General features: G+C 75.4%; 13 protein-coding genes. 8 read left to right on the plus strand and 5 right to left on the minus strand.

Going from position 1 to position 15,915, the window contains the following annotated elements; all coding sequences use genetic code 11:
• Positions 1–127 precede the first annotated feature (127 nt).
• Both ABEA53_RS00005 and ABEA53_RS00010 read left to right on the plus strand, forming a co-directional pair.
• Positions 128–598 (plus strand): Fur family transcriptional regulator, encoded by a 471-nt coding sequence (locus ABEA53_RS00005; RefSeq protein WP_345478822.1) that lies wholly within the window; start codon positions 128–130, stop codon positions 596–598.
• The gene (locus tag ABEA53_RS00010; protein WP_345478824.1) at positions 595–2,139 is read left to right on the plus strand and encodes a catalase; all 1,545 of its coding nucleotides are present in this window, start codon (positions 595–597) and stop codon (positions 2,137–2,139) included. Before ABEA53_RS00005 ends, ABEA53_RS00010 begins: the two co-directional genes overlap by 4 nt.
• Before the next feature lie 78 nt (positions 2,140–2,217).
• On the opposite strand, the gene ABEA53_RS00015 is transcribed toward ABEA53_RS00010, so the two are convergent.
• Both ABEA53_RS00015 and ABEA53_RS00020 read right to left on the minus strand, forming a co-directional pair.
• Positions 2,218–3,369 (minus strand): hypothetical protein, encoded by a 1,152-nt coding sequence (locus tag ABEA53_RS00015; protein ID WP_345478825.1) that lies wholly within the window; start codon positions 3,367–3,369, stop codon positions 2,218–2,220.
• Between the two features lie 99 nt (positions 3,370–3,468).
• Positions 3,469–4,215, minus strand: coding sequence for a class I SAM-dependent methyltransferase (locus tag ABEA53_RS00020; protein WP_345478826.1), 747 nt, complete (start codon positions 4,213–4,215; stop codon positions 3,469–3,471).
• A 56-nt stretch (positions 4,216–4,271) separates the two neighbouring features.
• On the opposite strand from ABEA53_RS00020, the gene ABEA53_RS00025 reads away from it, so the two are divergent.
• From ABEA53_RS00025 to ABEA53_RS00035, 3 genes are read left to right on the plus strand one after another with little or no spacing between them, the layout of a single operon-like run.
• Positions 4,272–5,090, plus strand: a complete 819-nt coding sequence (locus ABEA53_RS00025) for a hypothetical protein (protein WP_345478828.1) — start codon at positions 4,272–4,274, stop codon at positions 5,088–5,090.
• Positions 5,091–5,753 (plus strand): MBL fold metallo-hydrolase, encoded by a 663-nt coding sequence (locus ABEA53_RS00030; RefSeq protein WP_345478829.1) that lies wholly within the window; start codon positions 5,091–5,093, stop codon positions 5,751–5,753.
• A 39-nt stretch (positions 5,754–5,792) separates the two neighbouring features.
• Complete coding sequence (locus tag ABEA53_RS00035; RefSeq protein ID WP_345478830.1) at positions 5,793–8,723, plus strand: DEAD/DEAH box helicase; 2,931 nt, start codon at positions 5,793–5,795, stop codon at positions 8,721–8,723.
• A 63-nt stretch (positions 8,724–8,786) separates the two neighbouring features.
• Here ABEA53_RS00035 and ald read toward each other — a convergent pair whose 3' ends face one another.
• Complete coding sequence (gene ald, locus ABEA53_RS00040; protein ID WP_345478831.1) at positions 8,787–9,878, minus strand: alanine dehydrogenase; 1,092 nt, start codon at positions 9,876–9,878, stop codon at positions 8,787–8,789.
• 120 nt (positions 9,879–9,998) lie between these two features.
• On the opposite strand from ald, the gene ABEA53_RS00045 reads away from it, so the two are divergent.
• On the plus strand, positions 9,999–11,198 hold the full coding sequence (locus tag ABEA53_RS00045; RefSeq protein WP_345478832.1) for an MFS transporter: 1,200 nt from the start codon (positions 9,999–10,001) through the stop codon (positions 11,196–11,198).
• Positions 11,199–11,222: 24 nt separating this feature from the next.
• On the opposite strand, the gene ABEA53_RS00050 is transcribed toward ABEA53_RS00045, so the two are convergent.
• Positions 11,223–11,789, minus strand: coding sequence for an HhH-GPD-type base excision DNA repair protein (locus ABEA53_RS00050; RefSeq protein ID WP_345478833.1), 567 nt, complete (start codon positions 11,787–11,789; stop codon positions 11,223–11,225).
• Complete coding sequence (locus ABEA53_RS00055) at positions 11,786–13,012, minus strand: MFS transporter (protein ID WP_345478834.1); 1,227 nt, start codon at positions 13,010–13,012, stop codon at positions 11,786–11,788. The genes ABEA53_RS00050 and ABEA53_RS00055 overlap by 4 nt, the downstream gene beginning before the upstream one ends.
• Before the next feature lie 64 nt (positions 13,013–13,076).
• Here ABEA53_RS00055 and ABEA53_RS00060 point away from each other — a divergent pair, with 64 nt between their 5' ends.
• Together ABEA53_RS00060 and ABEA53_RS00065 are read left to right on the plus strand one after the other, a co-directional pair.
• Positions 13,077–14,039 (plus strand): DUF5937 family protein, encoded by a 963-nt coding sequence (locus ABEA53_RS00060; protein ID WP_345478835.1) that lies wholly within the window; start codon positions 13,077–13,079, stop codon positions 14,037–14,039.
• A gap of 195 nt (positions 14,040–14,234) precedes the next feature.
• On the plus strand, positions 14,235–15,899 hold the full coding sequence (locus ABEA53_RS00065) for an ATP-binding cassette domain-containing protein (protein ID WP_345478836.1): 1,665 nt from the start codon (positions 14,235–14,237) through the stop codon (positions 15,897–15,899).
• Positions 15,900–15,915 lie beyond the last annotated feature (16 nt).

A 15,915-nucleotide genomic window follows, 5' to 3' on the forward strand; every position in this document is an offset into this window, starting at 1 on the left:
AAGGCCCCCGAGACGACAGTCTCGGGGGCCTTTCGCATTTATCGAGCAGTGCGGACTGCAGCTGTCGGACACGCCCGAGTGATCCCGCGATTTCTTGAGCGGTTCAAGTCGTCGCATGATGGTCTAGATGCCGCACCCTCCCCTCCTCCAGCCCGCCGAGCGCCTCCGCGCCGCCGGCTTGAAGGTCACCAGGGGGCGGACGGCGGCGCTCGAGGCGCTGGCGGTGCAGCCGCACGCCACCGCCGAGCAGCTGCGCGCGGGCGTCGCGGCTTCGGGGGTGCCCATGACCCTGCAGGCCGTGTACCTGGCCCTGCAGGTGCTCACCGATCACGGGGTGCTGCGGCGCATCGAGCCCGCCGGGTCCGCCGCGCGCTACGAGCTGCGGGTGGGGGACAACCACCACCACCTGGTGTGCACCGCGTGCGCTCGCGTGGTCGACGTCGACTGCGTGAGCGAGGAGGCTCCGTGCCTCCTCCCCGGCGACACCCACGGCTTCTCCGTCGCACAGGCGGAGGTCACGTTCTGGGGCCTGTGCCCCGGATGCGCCGCCGAGCGCGATCAGGCGCTCGACGGCACCGGAGAAGAAGGAGCGGCATGACGCACACCACCACGAACAGCGGCGCCCCGGTCGCGAGCGACCAGCACTCGCAGAGCGTCGGAGCCGACGGCTCCATCGTCCTGACCGATCACTACCTGGTCGAGAAGCTCGCCCAGTTCAACCGCGAGCGCGTCCCGGAGCGCGTCGTGCACGCCAAGGGCGGCGGCGCCTTCGGCCACTTCCAGGTGACCGGCGACGTCTCGCAGTACACCCGCGCCGCGCTGTTCCAGCCGGGCGTCGACACGAAGCTCGTGATCCGCTTCTCGTCGGTCGCCGGCGAGCAGGGCAGCCCCGACACGTGGCGCGACCCGCGCGGATTCGCGATCAAGTTCTACACTAGCGAGGGCAACTACGACCTCGTCGGCAACAACACCCCCGTCTTCTTCATCAAGGACGGCATCAAGTTCCCCGACTTCATCCGCTCGCAGAAGCGCCTGCCCGGCAGCCACCTCCGCGACAACAACATGCAGTGGGACTTCTGGAGCCTGCAGCCGGAGAGCGCCCACCAGGTCACCTGGCTCATGGGCGACCGCGGCATCCCGTCGTCCTGGCGGAAGATGAACGGGTACGGCTCGCACACGTACCAGTGGATCAACGCCGCGGGCGAGCGCTTCTGGGTGAAGTACCACTTCCACACGAACCAGGGCCACGAGACGCTGACGCAGGACCAGGCGGACCAGATCGCCGGCCAGGACGCGGACTTCCACATCCGCGACCTCTACGCGGCGATCGAGCGCGGCGACCACCCGACGTGGACGCTCAAGGTGCAGGTCATGCCCTACGAGGACGCGAAGTCGTACCGCTTCAACCCGTTCGACCTCACCAAGGTGTGGCCGCACGAGGACTACCCCGAGATCGAGGTCGGCACCATGACGCTCGACACGAACCCGGAGAACTACTTCGCGCAGATCGAGCAGGTCGCCTTCGCGCCGTCGAACTTCGTGCCCGGCATCGACGCGAGCCCGGACAAGATGCTGCAGGCCCGCATCTTCAGCTACGCGGATGCGCAGCGCTACCGCGTCGGGACGAACTACCAGCAGCTGCCGGTCAACGCTCCGGCCGAGGCGCCCCTGCACTCGTACTCGAAGGAGGGCGCCATGAACTACACGTTCCCGCCCGCCTCCAAGCCCGTCTACGCGCCGAACTCGTTCGCCGGTCCGCACGCGGACCCGGAGCGCGCGGGCGAGGCCGGCGGCTGGCTGTCGGACGGCGAGCTCGTGCGCAGCTCGGTCACCCTGCACGCGGAGGACGACGACTTCTCGCAGGCGAACGCGCTCGTCAACCAGGTCATGGACCAGGAGCAGCGCGAGCGGCTCGCGAAGAACGTGACCGGCCACGTCGCGCAGGTGACGATCCCCGAGATCCGCGAGCGGGCCGTGCAGTACTGGAAGCAGGTCGACGCCTGGCTCGGCGCCGAGGTGGAGAAGAACCTCCCGCCGCTGAAGAAGGTCGACCAGGTCGGCGAGCAGGTCTCCGAGCCGACCCCCGCGGTCGGCGAGTGGGCCCAGGACGGCGTGCCGGAGCCCGCCTCCGCGAGGTAGTCCCGCCCGTCGCACGGTCCGCCGTGCTCCTCACCGGCCCCCGGGGTCGGTGCGGAGCACGGCGGACCGCTGTCCGGCTCAGGCGTCCTGGAGCGCCTGCCTCCGGCGGAGCGGGGAGGCGCGCACCAGGCGATGCCGCCCCGTGCGCCGCGAGGCCGCCGCTGCGGCCACCAGGGCGAGACCGACCAGCGCCGCGGCGCGCAGCACGGGCGACGCGGTCTCGGCGGCGAGCAGGAGGGCGCCGCTGCAGACGGCCGCGGCGAGCAGGTCGCGGCGGTGCGCGGCGAGCACCAGGGCGCCGGTCGCACCCGTGAGGACCGGGACCCAGTAGTACGTCGCCAGCACGGGGTCGAGGACGAGGCGGCCGGCCACCACGGCGACGGTCACGGCCCACGGCCCCCAGGCGCGGTCGCGGCGGCGGAGCAGCAGCGCGACGCCGGTCCCCGCGCCGACCGAGACGAGCGCCTGCAGCACGCGCAGGCTCCACGGGAAGGTCGTCGCCTCCGGCTGCAGCTGGTGCAGCAGGCTGTGCTCGAGCACGGGCCAGGCGAACGAGAACATGCGGAACGGCCCCGCGACCGCGAACGGCAGCCAGAGCACCGCCAGTGCTGCGATGCCCGCGAGCGCCGAGCGGACGAACCGCGGGTGCGCGGTCAGCAGCACGACCGGTGCGCCCAGGACGCCCCAGACCTCGAAGCCGGTGGAGGCCGCGACGAGCACCGCGGCGAGCACGGGGCGGTCCCGCAGCGCGAGCCGCCCGGCGGCGACCCACAGCAGCGGGATCAGCGCCTCCGCCGGATGACCCAGCGTCCAGGTCGCGGCAGCGCCCGCCAGCGACACGACGAGCGTGCCGCCCGCCGCCAGCACGGACGACCGCAGGTCCGGCGCGAAGCGGGGCCGCAGCACGAGCGCGGTGAGGAAGGCGGAGGCGGCCGCGGACGCCGTCAGCACGACCGTCCACCCGAGGACGCCCGAGACGCCGAGCACCTGAGCGAGGCCGAAGGGCAGCAGCTCGAACGGCCCGGCCTGCACCGCGGGCTCACCGAAGACCGAGTTCCAGCGGCCGGTGAGCAGTTCCGCCCCGCCCGGTCCGAACCAGGTGAAGTCGACCGGCTCCGGCGACGGCCCCGAGGTCCAGATCAGCACCGTCGCGAAAAGCAGCGGCAGCAGCACGACCGTCGTCGCGGCGGCCGCGGGCAGCGGGCGCGCGAGCAGGGTGCGCACGGTCATGCGCCCGAGTCTCCTGCGACGGCGGCGGCGCGGTCGAGGGGACCCGCGGCGGTGTCCCACGGTCTGGGGCGGCCGCGATCCGCCGCCGCAGCGGACGGATCAGCGGCGCCCGACCGCCCAGCGGAGGTGGTTCCGGAGCCGCACGACCCCGTCGGACGAGCGGAAGGGTGCCGCAGCGGCGACGACCGCGGGCCCGAGCTCACCCTTCGTCCCGACGTCCTCACCGAGCAGCACGCCGGCCACCAGCGCCTCGTCGTCGACGGCGGTCCAGGTCGCCTCGACCAGATCCGCAGCGACCAGCGCGAAGCCGCCCGCGGCGAGCACCGCCTCGAGCCCGCCGGGCAACCGGTCCTCCGGGTCCTCGGCCGGTGGCTCGCCGTCCGCCGCCGCGACCGCCGCCTCGAGCACACCGAGCTCGTTCCGCGACCGCTCCGCCCAGCCCGCGAGCGCGAGGAGGCCGCCGGGCGCGAGCACGCGCCGCACCTCCGCCAGCGCCGGCCCCTGGTCCGCGAGGTGCAGCGCGTTCACCGCCGTGACGACGTCGAACGCGCCGTCCGGCCAGGGCAGCGCCTCCAGCCCGCCGGTGCGCAGGTCCGCCTCCGGTGCGCTGCGCCCGGCGACGGCGAGCATCGCCGGCGACGGATCGCAGCCCGCCACCGCCGCGCCGCGGTCGGCGGCGAGGCGCAGCAGCTCCCCGCTGCCGCAGCCCGCATCGAGCAGTCGAACGCCCGTGCCGACCGCGGCCGCGTCGAGCAGCGCCCGGCGGGCCGGGTCCGCGAAGCCGCCCCACCGCGTCGCCCACTCGGTCGCGATCGGCGACCAGCCGTCGTCCTCGGGCGGTGCCACGGCTCCATCCTGGTCGACGCCGACCCGGTGACGGAGGGGCCGCCTACGGTGTGCGCGTGCCCGAACCGGTCGACGCCTGGTGGGAGCGCCGCCGCGCCTCCACGGGGCGCACCGTGCCCTACGCGGTCGGCACCTACTTCCACGAGTGGCACCGCTACCCGGTGCTGGTGAAGCAGTACCACTCCGACCTCAACCGCGGGATCGTGCTCAGCCAGGTGCCGCTGTCCGCGGACGTGTGGCTGCAGTGGCAGTGCGACGCCGGGCACCGCTTCATCGCCACGCCGGAGGAGCAGCGCATGCGACCCGGCGCCGGGCGGCGCCGGAAGTCGACCTGGTGCCCGCGCTGCGCCGAGGGGGCCCACGAGCGGCCGATCGGCACCGGAGCCCCCGCACCGAAGCGCAAGGTCGGTCCGCTGTGCACGAAGACGCCCGAGCTGCCGCCCGGCGAGGCCTTCGTGAGCGTCTGCGCGCCGAAGGCGGCCTCCGCCGCGGAGCCCGCGCTGCAGGCGCGCCTGGCCGCGCGGCTCGAGTGGGACGCGACGCCGAACGCGATCCGGCTGCGCGAGCCGTTCTTCGACCACCTCGAGGCGTGGCCCGACCTGGTGCTCGCGGACCTGCGGATCGCGGTCGAGTTCGACACCGTCGGGCGGTACGGGCTCGAGCACTCGGGCAGGCGGGAGGCGGTCGACGAGCGCAAGGACCGCCTCCTCCGCCGCGTCGGCTGGGAGGTGGTGCGGGTGCGCCTCGACCCCCTGCCCGCGATCGGTCCCTTCGACGTGACGGGGCCCTCGATCTCGAACGCGCTGATCGACCGCGTCGTCGACCGGTTCCGCGAGATCCGCGGCCCCCTGTTCGTCGACGCGTACCTTCGCTGAATGCACGACGTCCGCCGCGTCCGGTTCGGGACCATCGTCCGCCCGGGCGAGGAGACGGCCGACGGCTGGGACCGCGTCGAGGCGCTCGACGGCTTCCTGGTGCCGTTGCCCGACGGTCTCCTGCTGTTCGACACCGGCATCGCCTCGGGCGACCCGGAGGTCGACGCGCACTACCGGCCGGAGCGCATCCCGCTGCGCGCGGCGCTGGCCGCCGCGGGGGCGCGCCTGCAGGACGTGACCCTGGTCGCGAACTGCCACCTGCACCTCGACCACGCCGGCGGCAACGCCGAGCTGCCCGGACGACCCGTCCTCGTGCAGCGGGCGGAGCTGGAGGCGGCCCGCACCCCCGACTACACGGTCGCCGGCGTCGTCGACTTCCCGGGCGCCCGCTACGAGGCGCTCGACGGGGAGACCGAGGTCGCGCCGGGCGTGCGGCTCGTCCCGACGCCCGGGCACACGGCCGGGCATCAGTCGCTGCTGCTCGACGGCGGTCTGCTGCTCGCCGGGCAGACGCACCTCACCGCCTCCGGCTGGACCGCGGACGCGGAGGCGGTGCGCCGGAGGGACGACCGCGCGGCGCCGCCGCCCGACTGGTTCCCGGCGCTGCTCGAGCGGGTCGTCGAGGCCCGCTTCGCCCACGACGCGGCGGTCTGGCGCGCCTGAGCGGCGGGCGGGGTCCGAGGGGTGTGACAGCGTGGTCCGGTGAGCGCGGGCGACGGATGGCGGGATGCGCTCGACGGCCTGCTGCGGGACCGCGGCGCTGCCGAGCCGGCGCCGGTCACCGTGCCGATGGCGCTGCAGGTGCAGGCGCGCGAGCTGCTGCCGCGGACCGCGCACCGCTGGAACGGGCCCACCACCCGCGCGGCGACCGGCGACTCCGTCGGCGCCCTGCGGCTCGGCGTGCGTCCCGTGATCCGCACGGGCGCCGGCTGGGCGCGCGGCGCGCTCACCTGGCAGTCCCTGCCGCACACCCGTAACCGGCTGAACCTCGACCCGGTGCAGCACCGCTGGGCCTGCGAGCTCGGCGCGCTGTACCGCGCCGCGGTCCCCGCCGCGGCCGGGCAGGACCCGGACTGGCTGTTCCTCGACGAGGCGCCGAACCCGCTGGTGTGGGAGCTGCTGGCGCAGGGGGAGGCGCTCGGCGTGCCGCTCGTCGCTCCGGGCAGCGGCTCCGCCCGCCTGGCGGGCGAGGCGTCGTTGGCGCTCGACGCGGTCCGGGTCGCCGAGGGCTTCCGCGTCGCCCCGCGCCTGCTCGTCGACGGGGAGCCCGTGCCGAGCGGGCTCGCCCACGCGGTCGGCGACCACGGCGTCTGGGTCACCGGCAGGAGCCCGGCCCACGTGGTGCTGGCGCCGTTCGCCGCGCCCGTCGACCCCGGGCTGCTCGGCCGGGACCCCCTCCTCGTGCCGCCCGAAGCGGCGGAGGAGCTGCGGGAGCGCTGGTTGCCGGCGCTGCAGGACCGGTTCGCCGTCGTGAGCAGCGACGCCTCCGTCGAGGTGGCCGCCGCGAAGCCGCCGCTGCTCGTGCTCACCGTGCGCACCGGCGACGACGGCGCCGCGACCCTCGCCTGGCGGTGGGAGCGCCTGCACGCCCGGCGGCCCGCTCCGCCCGAGCCGGTGGTGGCCGCGCTGCCGCCGGGGTGGTGGCCCAGCCGGGGCCTGCCCGCGCCGCGGACGCTCACCGACGAGGAGGCGCTCGACCTCGCCGCCGACGTGCTGCCGGTGCTCGAGGCGCTGCCGGACGTGCGGGTAGACCGCGTGGGCGCCCCGGCGCCCGTGGTGGTCGGCGGTGAGCCGCTGATCGAGGTGACGGTCGAGCCGACCGAGCGCACGGACTGGTTCGACCTCGGCGTCACCGTGACCGTCGACGGCCGCGACGTCCCGTTCGGGCCGCTCTTCACCGCGATCGCGAGCGGCAAGCGCCGGCTGAAGCTGGTGGACGGCACCTTCCTCTCCCTCGCCCACCCGCGCCTCCGCGAGCTCGTCGACCTCGTCGAGGAGTCCGCGGAGATCCCGGAGTGGGCCTCGGGCTTCGCGATCCCGCGCACCCGGGTCGCCCAGTGGGTGGACTTCGAGGACCTCGCCGACAGGGCGACGGAGGCGGTCGAGTGGCGGGCCCTCCGGAGCGCGGTCGAGGCCCCGCCCGAGCCGGTCGCGACTCCGGCGGGGCTGCAGGCGGTGCTGCGGCCGTACCAGCAGGAGGGCTTCGCCTGGCTCGCATTCCTTTGGCGGCATGAGCTCGGCGGGGTGCTCGCCGACGACATGGGCCTCGGCAAGACGGTGCAGTGCCTCGCGCTCGCGCAGCACGTGCACGAGACGGCGGCCGAGGCCCGGGGCGCCATCCTCGTCGTGACGCCCACCTCCGTCGCCTCGAACTGGCTCGCGGAGGCGGCGCGCTTCGCCCCGCAGCTCGACGTGCGGCGCATCGTCGACGCCGACGGCCCGAAGACCCCGATCGCCGACCTGGTCGCCGGAGCGGATCTGGTCGTGGCGACCTATGCCCGGCTCCGCCTCGACGCGACGACCTTCACGCGGCTGGCCGCCGACGGCGCCTTCAGCGCGGTGCTGCTCGACGAGGCGCAGGCGGTGAAGAACGCCAGCGCTCGGACGCACCAGGTGGTGCGCGACCTGCGGGTGCGGCGCACGATCGCGGTCACCGGCACGCCGCTCGAGAACTCGCTGACCGAGCTGCACGCCCTGCTGTCGCTGACCGTGCCGGGGCTGTTCCCCTCGGTGCGCCGCTTCCGCGAGGAGTACGTGCGGCCCATCGAGGGGCTCCGCGCCGGGTACACCGAGGGCGCGGGCGCCGGCAGCGCCCCCGAGGCGAACGCCGCGCACCGCGCCGAGCGGCTGGCCCGTCTGCGCGTGCGGATGCGGCCCTTCGTGCTGCGCCGCACCAAGGAGCAGGTCGCGCCCGAGCTGCCGAGCCTCGAGGAGCAGGTGCTGTCCGTCGACCTGTCGCCCGACCACCGGGCGCTCTACGACGTGACCCTGCAGCGCGAGCGACGGAAGCTCTTCGGCCTGCTGCCCGACATGGACCGCAACCGGTTCATCGTGCTGCGCTCCCTGACGCTGCTGCGCCTGCTCGCCCTCGACGCGGCGCTGGTGGACCAGGAGCACGACGGGGTGCGCTCGACGAAGCTCGACCTGCTCGCGGCCGAGCTGGTCGAGGCGCTCGCCGAGGGCCGCCGCGCGCTCGTGTTCAGCCAGTTCCCCTCCTACCTCCGCCTCGTCGGCGCGCGACTGCAGGAGGAGGGGGTGCCCTGGACGCTGCTCGAGGGCGCCACGCGCGACCGCGACGCGGCGATCGACCGGTTCCGCACCGGCGACGCGGCGGTGTTCCTGATCAGCCTGAAGGCGGGCGGGTTCGGCCTGAACCTGACGGAGGCGGACCTCGTGTACCTGCTCGACCCGTGGTGGAACCCGGCCGCGGAGGCGCAGGCGATCGACCGCGCTCACCGCATCGGGCAGGACAAGCCGGTCACCGTGCGGCGCCTCGTCGCCGCGGGCACGATCGAGGAGAAGGTGCTCGCCCTGCAGCGCCGCAAGCAGGACCTGTTCGACGCGGTCGTCGACGACGGCGAGCCGTTCTCCGCAGCGCTCACCGCGGACGACGTCCGCGACCTCCTCTCCTGACCTTGCTCACGCTTCGTGCCGCTGCAGCGCGGTCGAGACGGCAAGAAGCGTGAGCGAAGCCGGCTAGGCGGTGCGCTCGAGGGTGTGGCGGACGTGCGGGTTCACCACCTCGCCGCCGGCGACGTTCACGCCCGCCTGCAGCGCCGGGTCCGCGGCCGTCGCCGCCTCCCGGCCCTGGTCCGCCAGCGCGAGCACGTAGGGCAGCGTCGCGTTCGTGAGGGCGCGGGTGGAGGTCGCCGGCACCGCGCCCGGCATGTTCGCGACGCAGTAGTAGACGGCGTCGTGCACGCGGAACACCGGGTCGTCGTGGGTGGTGGGGCGCGAGCCCTCGAAGCAGCCGCCCTGATCGATCGCGATGTCGACGAGCACGCTGCCCGGCCGCATCGCGGCGACCATCTCGTCGGTGACGAGCTTCGGCGCGCGCTCGCCGGGGATCAGCACCGAGCCGACGACGAGGTCGGCGTCGCGCACCTGGTCCGCGATCTCCGCGTAGGTGGAGGTGCGGGTCTGGATGCGGTCGCCGAACCGCACCTCGAGCTGCCGGAGCCGGGGGAGCGCGACGTCGATCACGGTCACGTCGGCGCCGAGGCCGACCGCGGCCGCCGCGGCGTGCTCACCGGCGGTGCCGCCGCCGATCACGACGACCTTCGCCTTCGGGGTGCCGGCGACGCCGCCGAGCAGCAGGCCCGCGCCGCCCTCCGGCTTCAGCAGGTGGTACGCGCCGACCTGGGCGGACAGGCGGCCGGCGACCTCGCTCATCGGGATGAGCAGCGGAAGGCTGCGGTCGGCCAGCTGCACCGTCTCGTACCCGATCGCGGTGGTGCCGGAGGCGACCAGCGCGTCGACCAGCGGGCGGTCCGCCGCGAGGTGGAGGTAGGTGAACACCGTCTGCCCGGCGTGCAGGAACCCGTACTCGGACTCGATCGGCTCCTTGACCTTGAGCAGCAGGTCGGCGTCGCCCCACACGGCGGCCGCGTCGTCGACGATCCGGGCGCCCGCGGCGGCGTACGCGTCCTCGGAGAAGCCGGAGCCGACCCCGGCGCCCGCCTGCAGCAGCACCTCGTGCCCGCGGCGGCCCAGCTCGATCACCCCGCCGGGCGTGACGGCCACGCGGTACTCGTTGTTCTTCACCTCGGTGGGGACGCCGATTCGCATCCTGTGCTCCTTCAGGTCGCTCGTGGGCGGCTCGTGGCCGCGTCCGATGGTCATCATCCCGACCCGGGAGGCGGCTGGTCCAGGGCCGGATCAGCGGCGGGCTGCCAGACTGGGGGCCTGATGCGGACGGACGAGGAGCGGGCCGCCCGCAGGCGCCTGGTGCTGCTGCTCGCCGCGATCGCGCTGCTCGCGTTCCAGCTGCGCAGCCCGCTCGTCGCGCTGGCGCCGGTGGCCGTCGAGGCGCAGCGCGGCTGGGACGTGTCGCCCGCGGGCTTCGGCCTGCTGACGACGATCCCGCTGCTCTGCTTCGGCCTCACGACGCCGCTCGCGCCGTGGCTCGCGCGCCGCGTCGGGCTCGAGGGCGCGATCGAGTGGTGCATCGGCGGCATCGTCGTCGCCACCGTGCTCCGGTCGTTCGACGGGTTCGGGGTGGCCGTCGCCTCCGTGGTGCTGCTCGGGGTCGCGGTGACCATCGGCAACGTGCTCGTGCCGACGGTGATCCGGCGCGACGTGCCCGCGCGCGGTCGCGGTGCGGCGACGAGCGTCTACTCCGTGGCGATCAACGTCGGCACCGTCATCACCTCCCTGATCACCGTGCCGCTCGGGGCGCTGCTCGGCTGGCGGGTCGCGATCGCCGCGTGGAGCGTCGCCGGGGTCGTCGCAGCGGTCGTATGGGTCGTGGTGCTGCAGCGCAGCCGCCGGAACGCGCCCCTCCTGCCGCCGCCGACCGTCGCGGAGCGCGCCCGGTTCCGCCCCGACGTGCTCGCGGTGCTGCTCGCGATCGCCTTCGCCGCGCAGGGCTCGAGCTACTACGGCGTCACGACGTGGCTGCCCACGCTGCTCTCCGACGAGCGCGGCTACTCCGCCGCGGTCGCCGGGTCGGCGTCGTCGGTGTTCCAGCTCGGCGGCATCGCCGGCGCGATCATCGTGCCGCTGCTGCGCCTCCGGTTCCGGCCCCGCACGGTCATCGGGCTGATCGGGCTGCTCTGGGTGAGCCTGCCGGTCGTGCTGCTCGCCGCGCCGGAGCACTTCCTGCTCGGCAGCATCGCCGGCGGCATCGCGCAGGGCGGCGGGTTCACCGCGATCTTCACGATCATCGCGGAGGTGGGCGGCGACGCCCGGCGCACGACGGCGCTGTCCGCGTTCGTGCAGTCGGTCGGCTACCTGGTCGCGGCCGCCGCGCCGCCCGCGGTCGGGGCGGTGCACCAGGCGGTCGGGAACTGGTTCGCGCCGATGCTGGTGGTGCTCGGCACGACCCTCGCGTTCCTGGTGTTCGGCGTGCTCGCCGCCACCCTCGCCGCCCGGCGCGCGCCCGCCTGAGCCGTCGCCGATCGCGTCGGGCGCTCAGCGCTTGGCGGCGGCTTTCTGCTCCTGCTTGAACGCCCGCACCTTCGTCAGCGACTCGGGGCTCGTGATGTCCGCGACCGAGCGGAAGCCCTCCTCGCCGTAGGCGCCCGCGGCCTGCTGCCAGCCGGCGCCCGTGAAGCCGCGCTGCTTGCCGAGCAGCGCCAGGAAGATGCGGGCCTTCTGGTCGCCGAAGCCGGGCAGCGCCTTCAGCCGCCGCAGCACCTCCGCGCCGTCCGGGGCGTCCCGCGTCCAGATCGCGGCGGCGTCGCCGCCCCACTCGTCCTGGACGGCGGTCGCGAGGGCCTGCACGCGTCCCGCCATCGAGCCCGGGTAGCGGTGCACGGCGGGCGGCTGCTTGAACACGGCGGTCAGGTGTTCGGGGTCCTCGCCCGAGATCGTCGCGGGGTCGATGGCGCCGAGGCGCTCGCGGATCTTCTCGGGCCCGGCGAACGCGGTCTCCATCGCGACCTGCTGGTCGAGCAGCATCCCGACGAGCAGGGCGAACGGGTCGGAGGAGAGGAGCGCGTCGGCGGCGTCGTCGCCGGTGATGTGCAGCTGGCTCATGCGCCGACCGTAGCGGCCGGCTCCCGATCGCCGGCGCCGACGGCGACGCGGCGCAGCAGCACCGCGCTGCCGAGCACGAGCAGCCCGCAGACCGCCATCGCGGGGCCGACGCCGAGCGCCGAGCCGAGCGGGCCGGCCAGCAGCGGGCCGACGCCCTGCCCGGTCATCATCCCGACGCCGAGCAGGCCGAAGCCGACCGCCTCCCCGCCGACCGGCAGCGCGTCCCGGAACACCTGCTGCCGACCGAGCTCGTAGGCGAGCCCCACGGCCGCGACGAGCAGCAGCGCCGCGGCGACGAGCGGAGGCGGGGTCAGCGCGAGGGGCAGCAGGCCGACGCCGACGAGCAGCAGGAGGGGCAGCACCAGCCGCTCGCGGGTCGAGGGCAGGCAGAGCCGGCCGACCAGCACCTCGCCGAGCAGCGCCCCCGCCGGCGTCGCCCCGATGAGCAGGGCCGTCGTCCACCCGTCCGCGCGGAGCGCGCCGGCGTACGCCACGGCGAGCGACTCCGCGCCGACGAACAGCCCGAGCGGCGTCCACCAGAGCAGCAGCAGGCCGCGGAGCACCGGCACCCGCAGCACCGCGCGGTACCCGTGCAGGGTCTCCGCCGGGTGCCACCGCGGCCGGTCGACGCGGACGACGGGCAGCGAGGGGAGGCCCACCGCGAACACCACGGCCGACACGAGCTGCATGCCGGCTGCGATGAGCAGCGCGGGTGCCGGCCCGAGCGCCTGCAGGGTCGCGCCGCCGACGGCGATGCCGACGAGCTGGGCGACCATCGAGGTCACGGTGAACAGCGACCGGCCGAGCACGTACCGGTCGCCGTCGAGCAGGCGCGACACGAGCGCCGACTGCCCGGCGCCGAACAGCGGCTGCAGCACGGCGGCGACGGCGACGACGGCCAGTCCGCCGCCGAGCCCCAGCGCGCCGGACGCGAGCAGCGCGGCGGACACCAGCCGAACGACGGCGCCGACCGGCAGCAGGAGGCGGGCGGGCACGCGGTCGGCGAGCGAGGGCAGCACCGCCCCGCCGATCACCTGCGGCAGGAACCCGGCGGCGAAGGCGATCGACGACCAGGCCGGCGACCGGGTCGAGTCGTAGACCGCGACGGAGAACGCGAGCACCTGCAGCGAGCTCGCGGTCATGTTCAGCGCGGTCCCGCCGTAGAGCGCGGGGTAGCCGCGGGAGGCGAACACCGAGCGGTAGGTGGTGCGCGTGTCCGTCATGGCTCGAGCCTGCTGCCGACGGTCGGACGGGCGGTACGCTTTCGCCCTGCGGCGAAAGGTAGACGTGCTGCGCATCGAGGTGGGACCGACCGACATCGCGTCGTCCCGCTTCGCGGTGTCGCCGACGTTCGAGCTGGCGCACCTGATCCGCACCCTGTACCGCGCGGCGCCGGGCGCCCCGATCGCCCGCCGCTTCCGCAGCGGCTTCGAGGCCGTGCGGGGCGATGCCGGGGTGCAGGCCTTCGCGTGGCTGCAGGGGCCGGGCGCCGGCGCCTCCTTCTCCGCCCCGCCGCCCGCGGGCATGGCGCAGACGGTCGACGACGACCTGGCGGTGATCCGCGGCGCGGACCCCGACGTGGTGGCCGCGGAGGTCGCGGAGATCCGCGCGCTGCGCCGGCCGGGGGAGGCGGTCGCGGCGGTGCTCGAGGACCCGCGGCTCACCGACCGGCTCGCGGACGCGATCGCCCTCGCCTGGCGCGCGGTGCTCGCGCCCGACTGGCCGCGCGTGCGCGCGGTGCTCGAGCGCGACGTGCGCTTCCGCGCCGACCGGCTGACGGAGGTGGGCTGGTCGGCGGCGCTCACCGGCATGCACCCGTCGATCGCCTGGGTGGACGGGGCGCTGACGGTCGACCGCGTGCTCGCGGCCGCCGCCGTACTCGGCGGCCGCGGCCTGCTGCTCGTCCCCTCCGCGTTCATCGGTCAGGGGCTCGCCGTGTACGGGGAGGACGCGTGGCAGCCGACGATCGTCTACCCGAGCCGCGGCGCAGGGCTCGTGTTCGAGGAGGCGGACCCGCCGACGGACCCGCTCGCGCCGCTGCTCGGCCGCAGCCGGGCGGGCCTGCTGCTCGCGCTCGCCGTGCCGTCGTCCACCTCGCAGCTCGCGGCGCTGACCGGCGCCTCCCTCGGCGCGACCGGCGACCACCTGAAGGTGCTGCTCGACGCGGGCCTCGTCGCGCGCGCCCGCATCGGCCGCTCGGTCGTCTACCGCCGCACGGCCCTGGGCGACGCCCTCGCCACCGCGGCCTGACCGGTCGTCGTCCCGCAGGACGATCTTCCCCGCAGGACGAAGATCGCGTAGCGTTCCGTCCGTGCTGCTCTGAGACCGGTTCCGCCGCCCGTGCCGAGGCGTCGTCGAGCCCGTCCGCAGCCTCTCGCAGGCACTCGCCGACGCGCCTCCGACCACCCGCCCGCCGGGCGCCCCTCCGATCCCGGAAGGCGCCGCATGGCCCACCGCACCCGCTCCCGCACCGCCACCGCCCAGCTGCGCATCGACGGCGTCAGCCGCACCTTCGGCGACCGCCGCGTCCTCACCGACGTCTCGCTCGTCGTCGGGCCGGAGGCGCGCGTCGGCCTGATCGGCGAGAACGGCTCGGGCAAGTCCACCCTGCTCCGCATCGTCGCGGGGCTGGACGAGCCCGACGCCGGCACCGTCGAGGTGCCCCTCCGCACCGCTCTGCTGCGGCAGGAGCTGCCGTACCCGCCCGACGAGACCGTCGGGCGGGTGCTCGAGGACGCGCTCGCCGAGGCGACCCGCGCCGTCGCCGCGGTCGAGTCCGCCTCCGCCGAGGTCGCCCGCGGGGAGCGCGGCGCGGACGCGCGGCTGGTGGAGGCGCTGGAGGACGCCGACGCGACCGCCGCCTGGAGCGCGAGCGCCCGCCAGGGGGAGGTGACCGCCGGGCTCGGCGTCGACGCGCTCGGCCTGGACCGGCCCGTCGGCTCCCTGTCCGGCGGGCAGCGGTCCCGCGTCGCGATGGCCGCGCTCCTCCTGGCCCGCCCGGCCGCGCTGCTGCTCGACGAGCCGACGAACCACCTGGACGACGAGGCGGTGGCGTTCCTCGAGCGCACCCTCGCGGCCTGGCCGGGACCGGTCCTGTTCGCGAGCCACGACCGCGCCTTCCTCGACGCGGTCGCCACCCGGGTCGTCGACCTCGACCCGGCGCCGATGCCGTTCGCCGACGTGGTGCTCGGCGACGACGCGGGCTCCGGCTACGGGCTGCGCTCCTCCCGAGGCGGGTACACCGCCTACCTCGCGCATCGCACGGCGGAGCGGCAGCGCTGGCAGCAGCGCTTCGAGACGGAGCAGGAGCAGCTGAACGCCCTCCGCCACGAGGTCGCCGTCACCGCGCGGCAGACCAACAGGAAGGACCACTACCAGGGCGCCCGCGCCGGTCTGACGAAGTTCTACTCGGACAAGGACGCGAAGGTCACGAGCCGGCTCGTGCGCAACGCGCGGGTGCGGCTCGAGCACCTCGAGCGCGAGCAGGTGCGCAAGCCGCCGCCCGAGCTGCACCTCGGCGGGCTGCTCGGCCCGTCGGGCGGGGTGCGGGAGGGGGCGCTCGCGCTGCTCGCGCGCGCGACGGTCGCGCGGCGGCTCGTCCCGACGACGCTCGCGGTGGACCCCGGCGCGAAGCTGCTGGTCACGGGGTCGAACGGGGCGGGGAAGTCCACGCTGCTCCTGCTGCTCGCCGGTCGGCTCGAGCCGGCCGGCGGTTCCGTGCAGCGGGCTCCCGGCCTGCGGACGGCGCTGCTCGCGCAGGACGTCGTGTTCCCGGACCCCGCCCTCCCCGTCCGCGCGGTGTACCGCGCGGCGCTGGGGGAGGCGCGGGCGGAGGCGGTGCCGCTGTCGACGCTCGGGCTCGTGGCCGGCCGGGACCTCGACCGGCCGGTCGGCGCGCTCAGCGTCGGGCAGCAGCGGCGGCTCGCCCTCGCGATCGCGGTGGCGGACCCGCCCGACCTGCTGCTGCTCGACGAGCCGACGAACCACCTGTCGCTGGCGCTCGCGGAGGAGCTGGAGGAGGCGCTCGGCACCCACCCGGGCGCGGTGGTGCTCGCGAGCCACGACCGCTGGCTGCGCCGCCGCTGGCCCTTCCCGGTGCTGCCCCTCTGATCTTCGCTCACGCTTC

This window comes from Amnibacterium soli, assembly GCF_039544415.1.
GTDB classification, from domain to species: domain Bacteria; phylum Actinomycetota; class Actinomycetes; order Actinomycetales; family Microbacteriaceae; genus Amnibacterium; species Amnibacterium soli.

Bases quoted from the DNA above. Each gene is read 5' to 3' on its own strand.
- ABEA53_RS00005 (WP_345478822.1), top strand. From the start codon at position 128: ATGCCGCACCCTCCCCTCCTCCAGCCCGCCGAGCGCCTCCGCGCCGCC.
- ABEA53_RS00010 (WP_345478824.1), top strand. From the start codon at position 595: ATGACGCACACCACCACGAACAGCGGCGCCCCGGTCGCGAGCGACCAG.
- ABEA53_RS00015 (WP_345478825.1), bottom strand. From the start codon at position 3,369: ATGACCGTGCGCACCCTGCTCGCGCGCCCGCTGCCCGCGGCCGCCGCG.
- ABEA53_RS00030 (WP_345478829.1), top strand. From the start codon at position 5,091: ATGCACGACGTCCGCCGCGTCCGGTTCGGGACCATCGTCCGCCCGGGC.
- ald (WP_345478831.1), bottom strand. From the start codon at position 9,878: ATGCGAATCGGCGTCCCCACCGAGGTGAAGAACAACGAGTACCGCGTG.
- ABEA53_RS00045 (WP_345478832.1), top strand. From the start codon at position 9,999: ATGCGGACGGACGAGGAGCGGGCCGCCCGCAGGCGCCTGGTGCTGCTG.
- ABEA53_RS00050 (WP_345478833.1), bottom strand. From the start codon at position 11,789: ATGAGCCAGCTGCACATCACCGGCGACGACGCCGCCGACGCGCTCCTC.
- ABEA53_RS00055 (WP_345478834.1), bottom strand. From the start codon at position 13,012: ATGACGGACACGCGCACCACCTACCGCTCGGTGTTCGCCTCCCGCGGC.
- ABEA53_RS00065 (WP_345478836.1), top strand. From the start codon at position 14,235: ATGGCCCACCGCACCCGCTCCCGCACCGCCACCGCCCAGCTGCGCATC.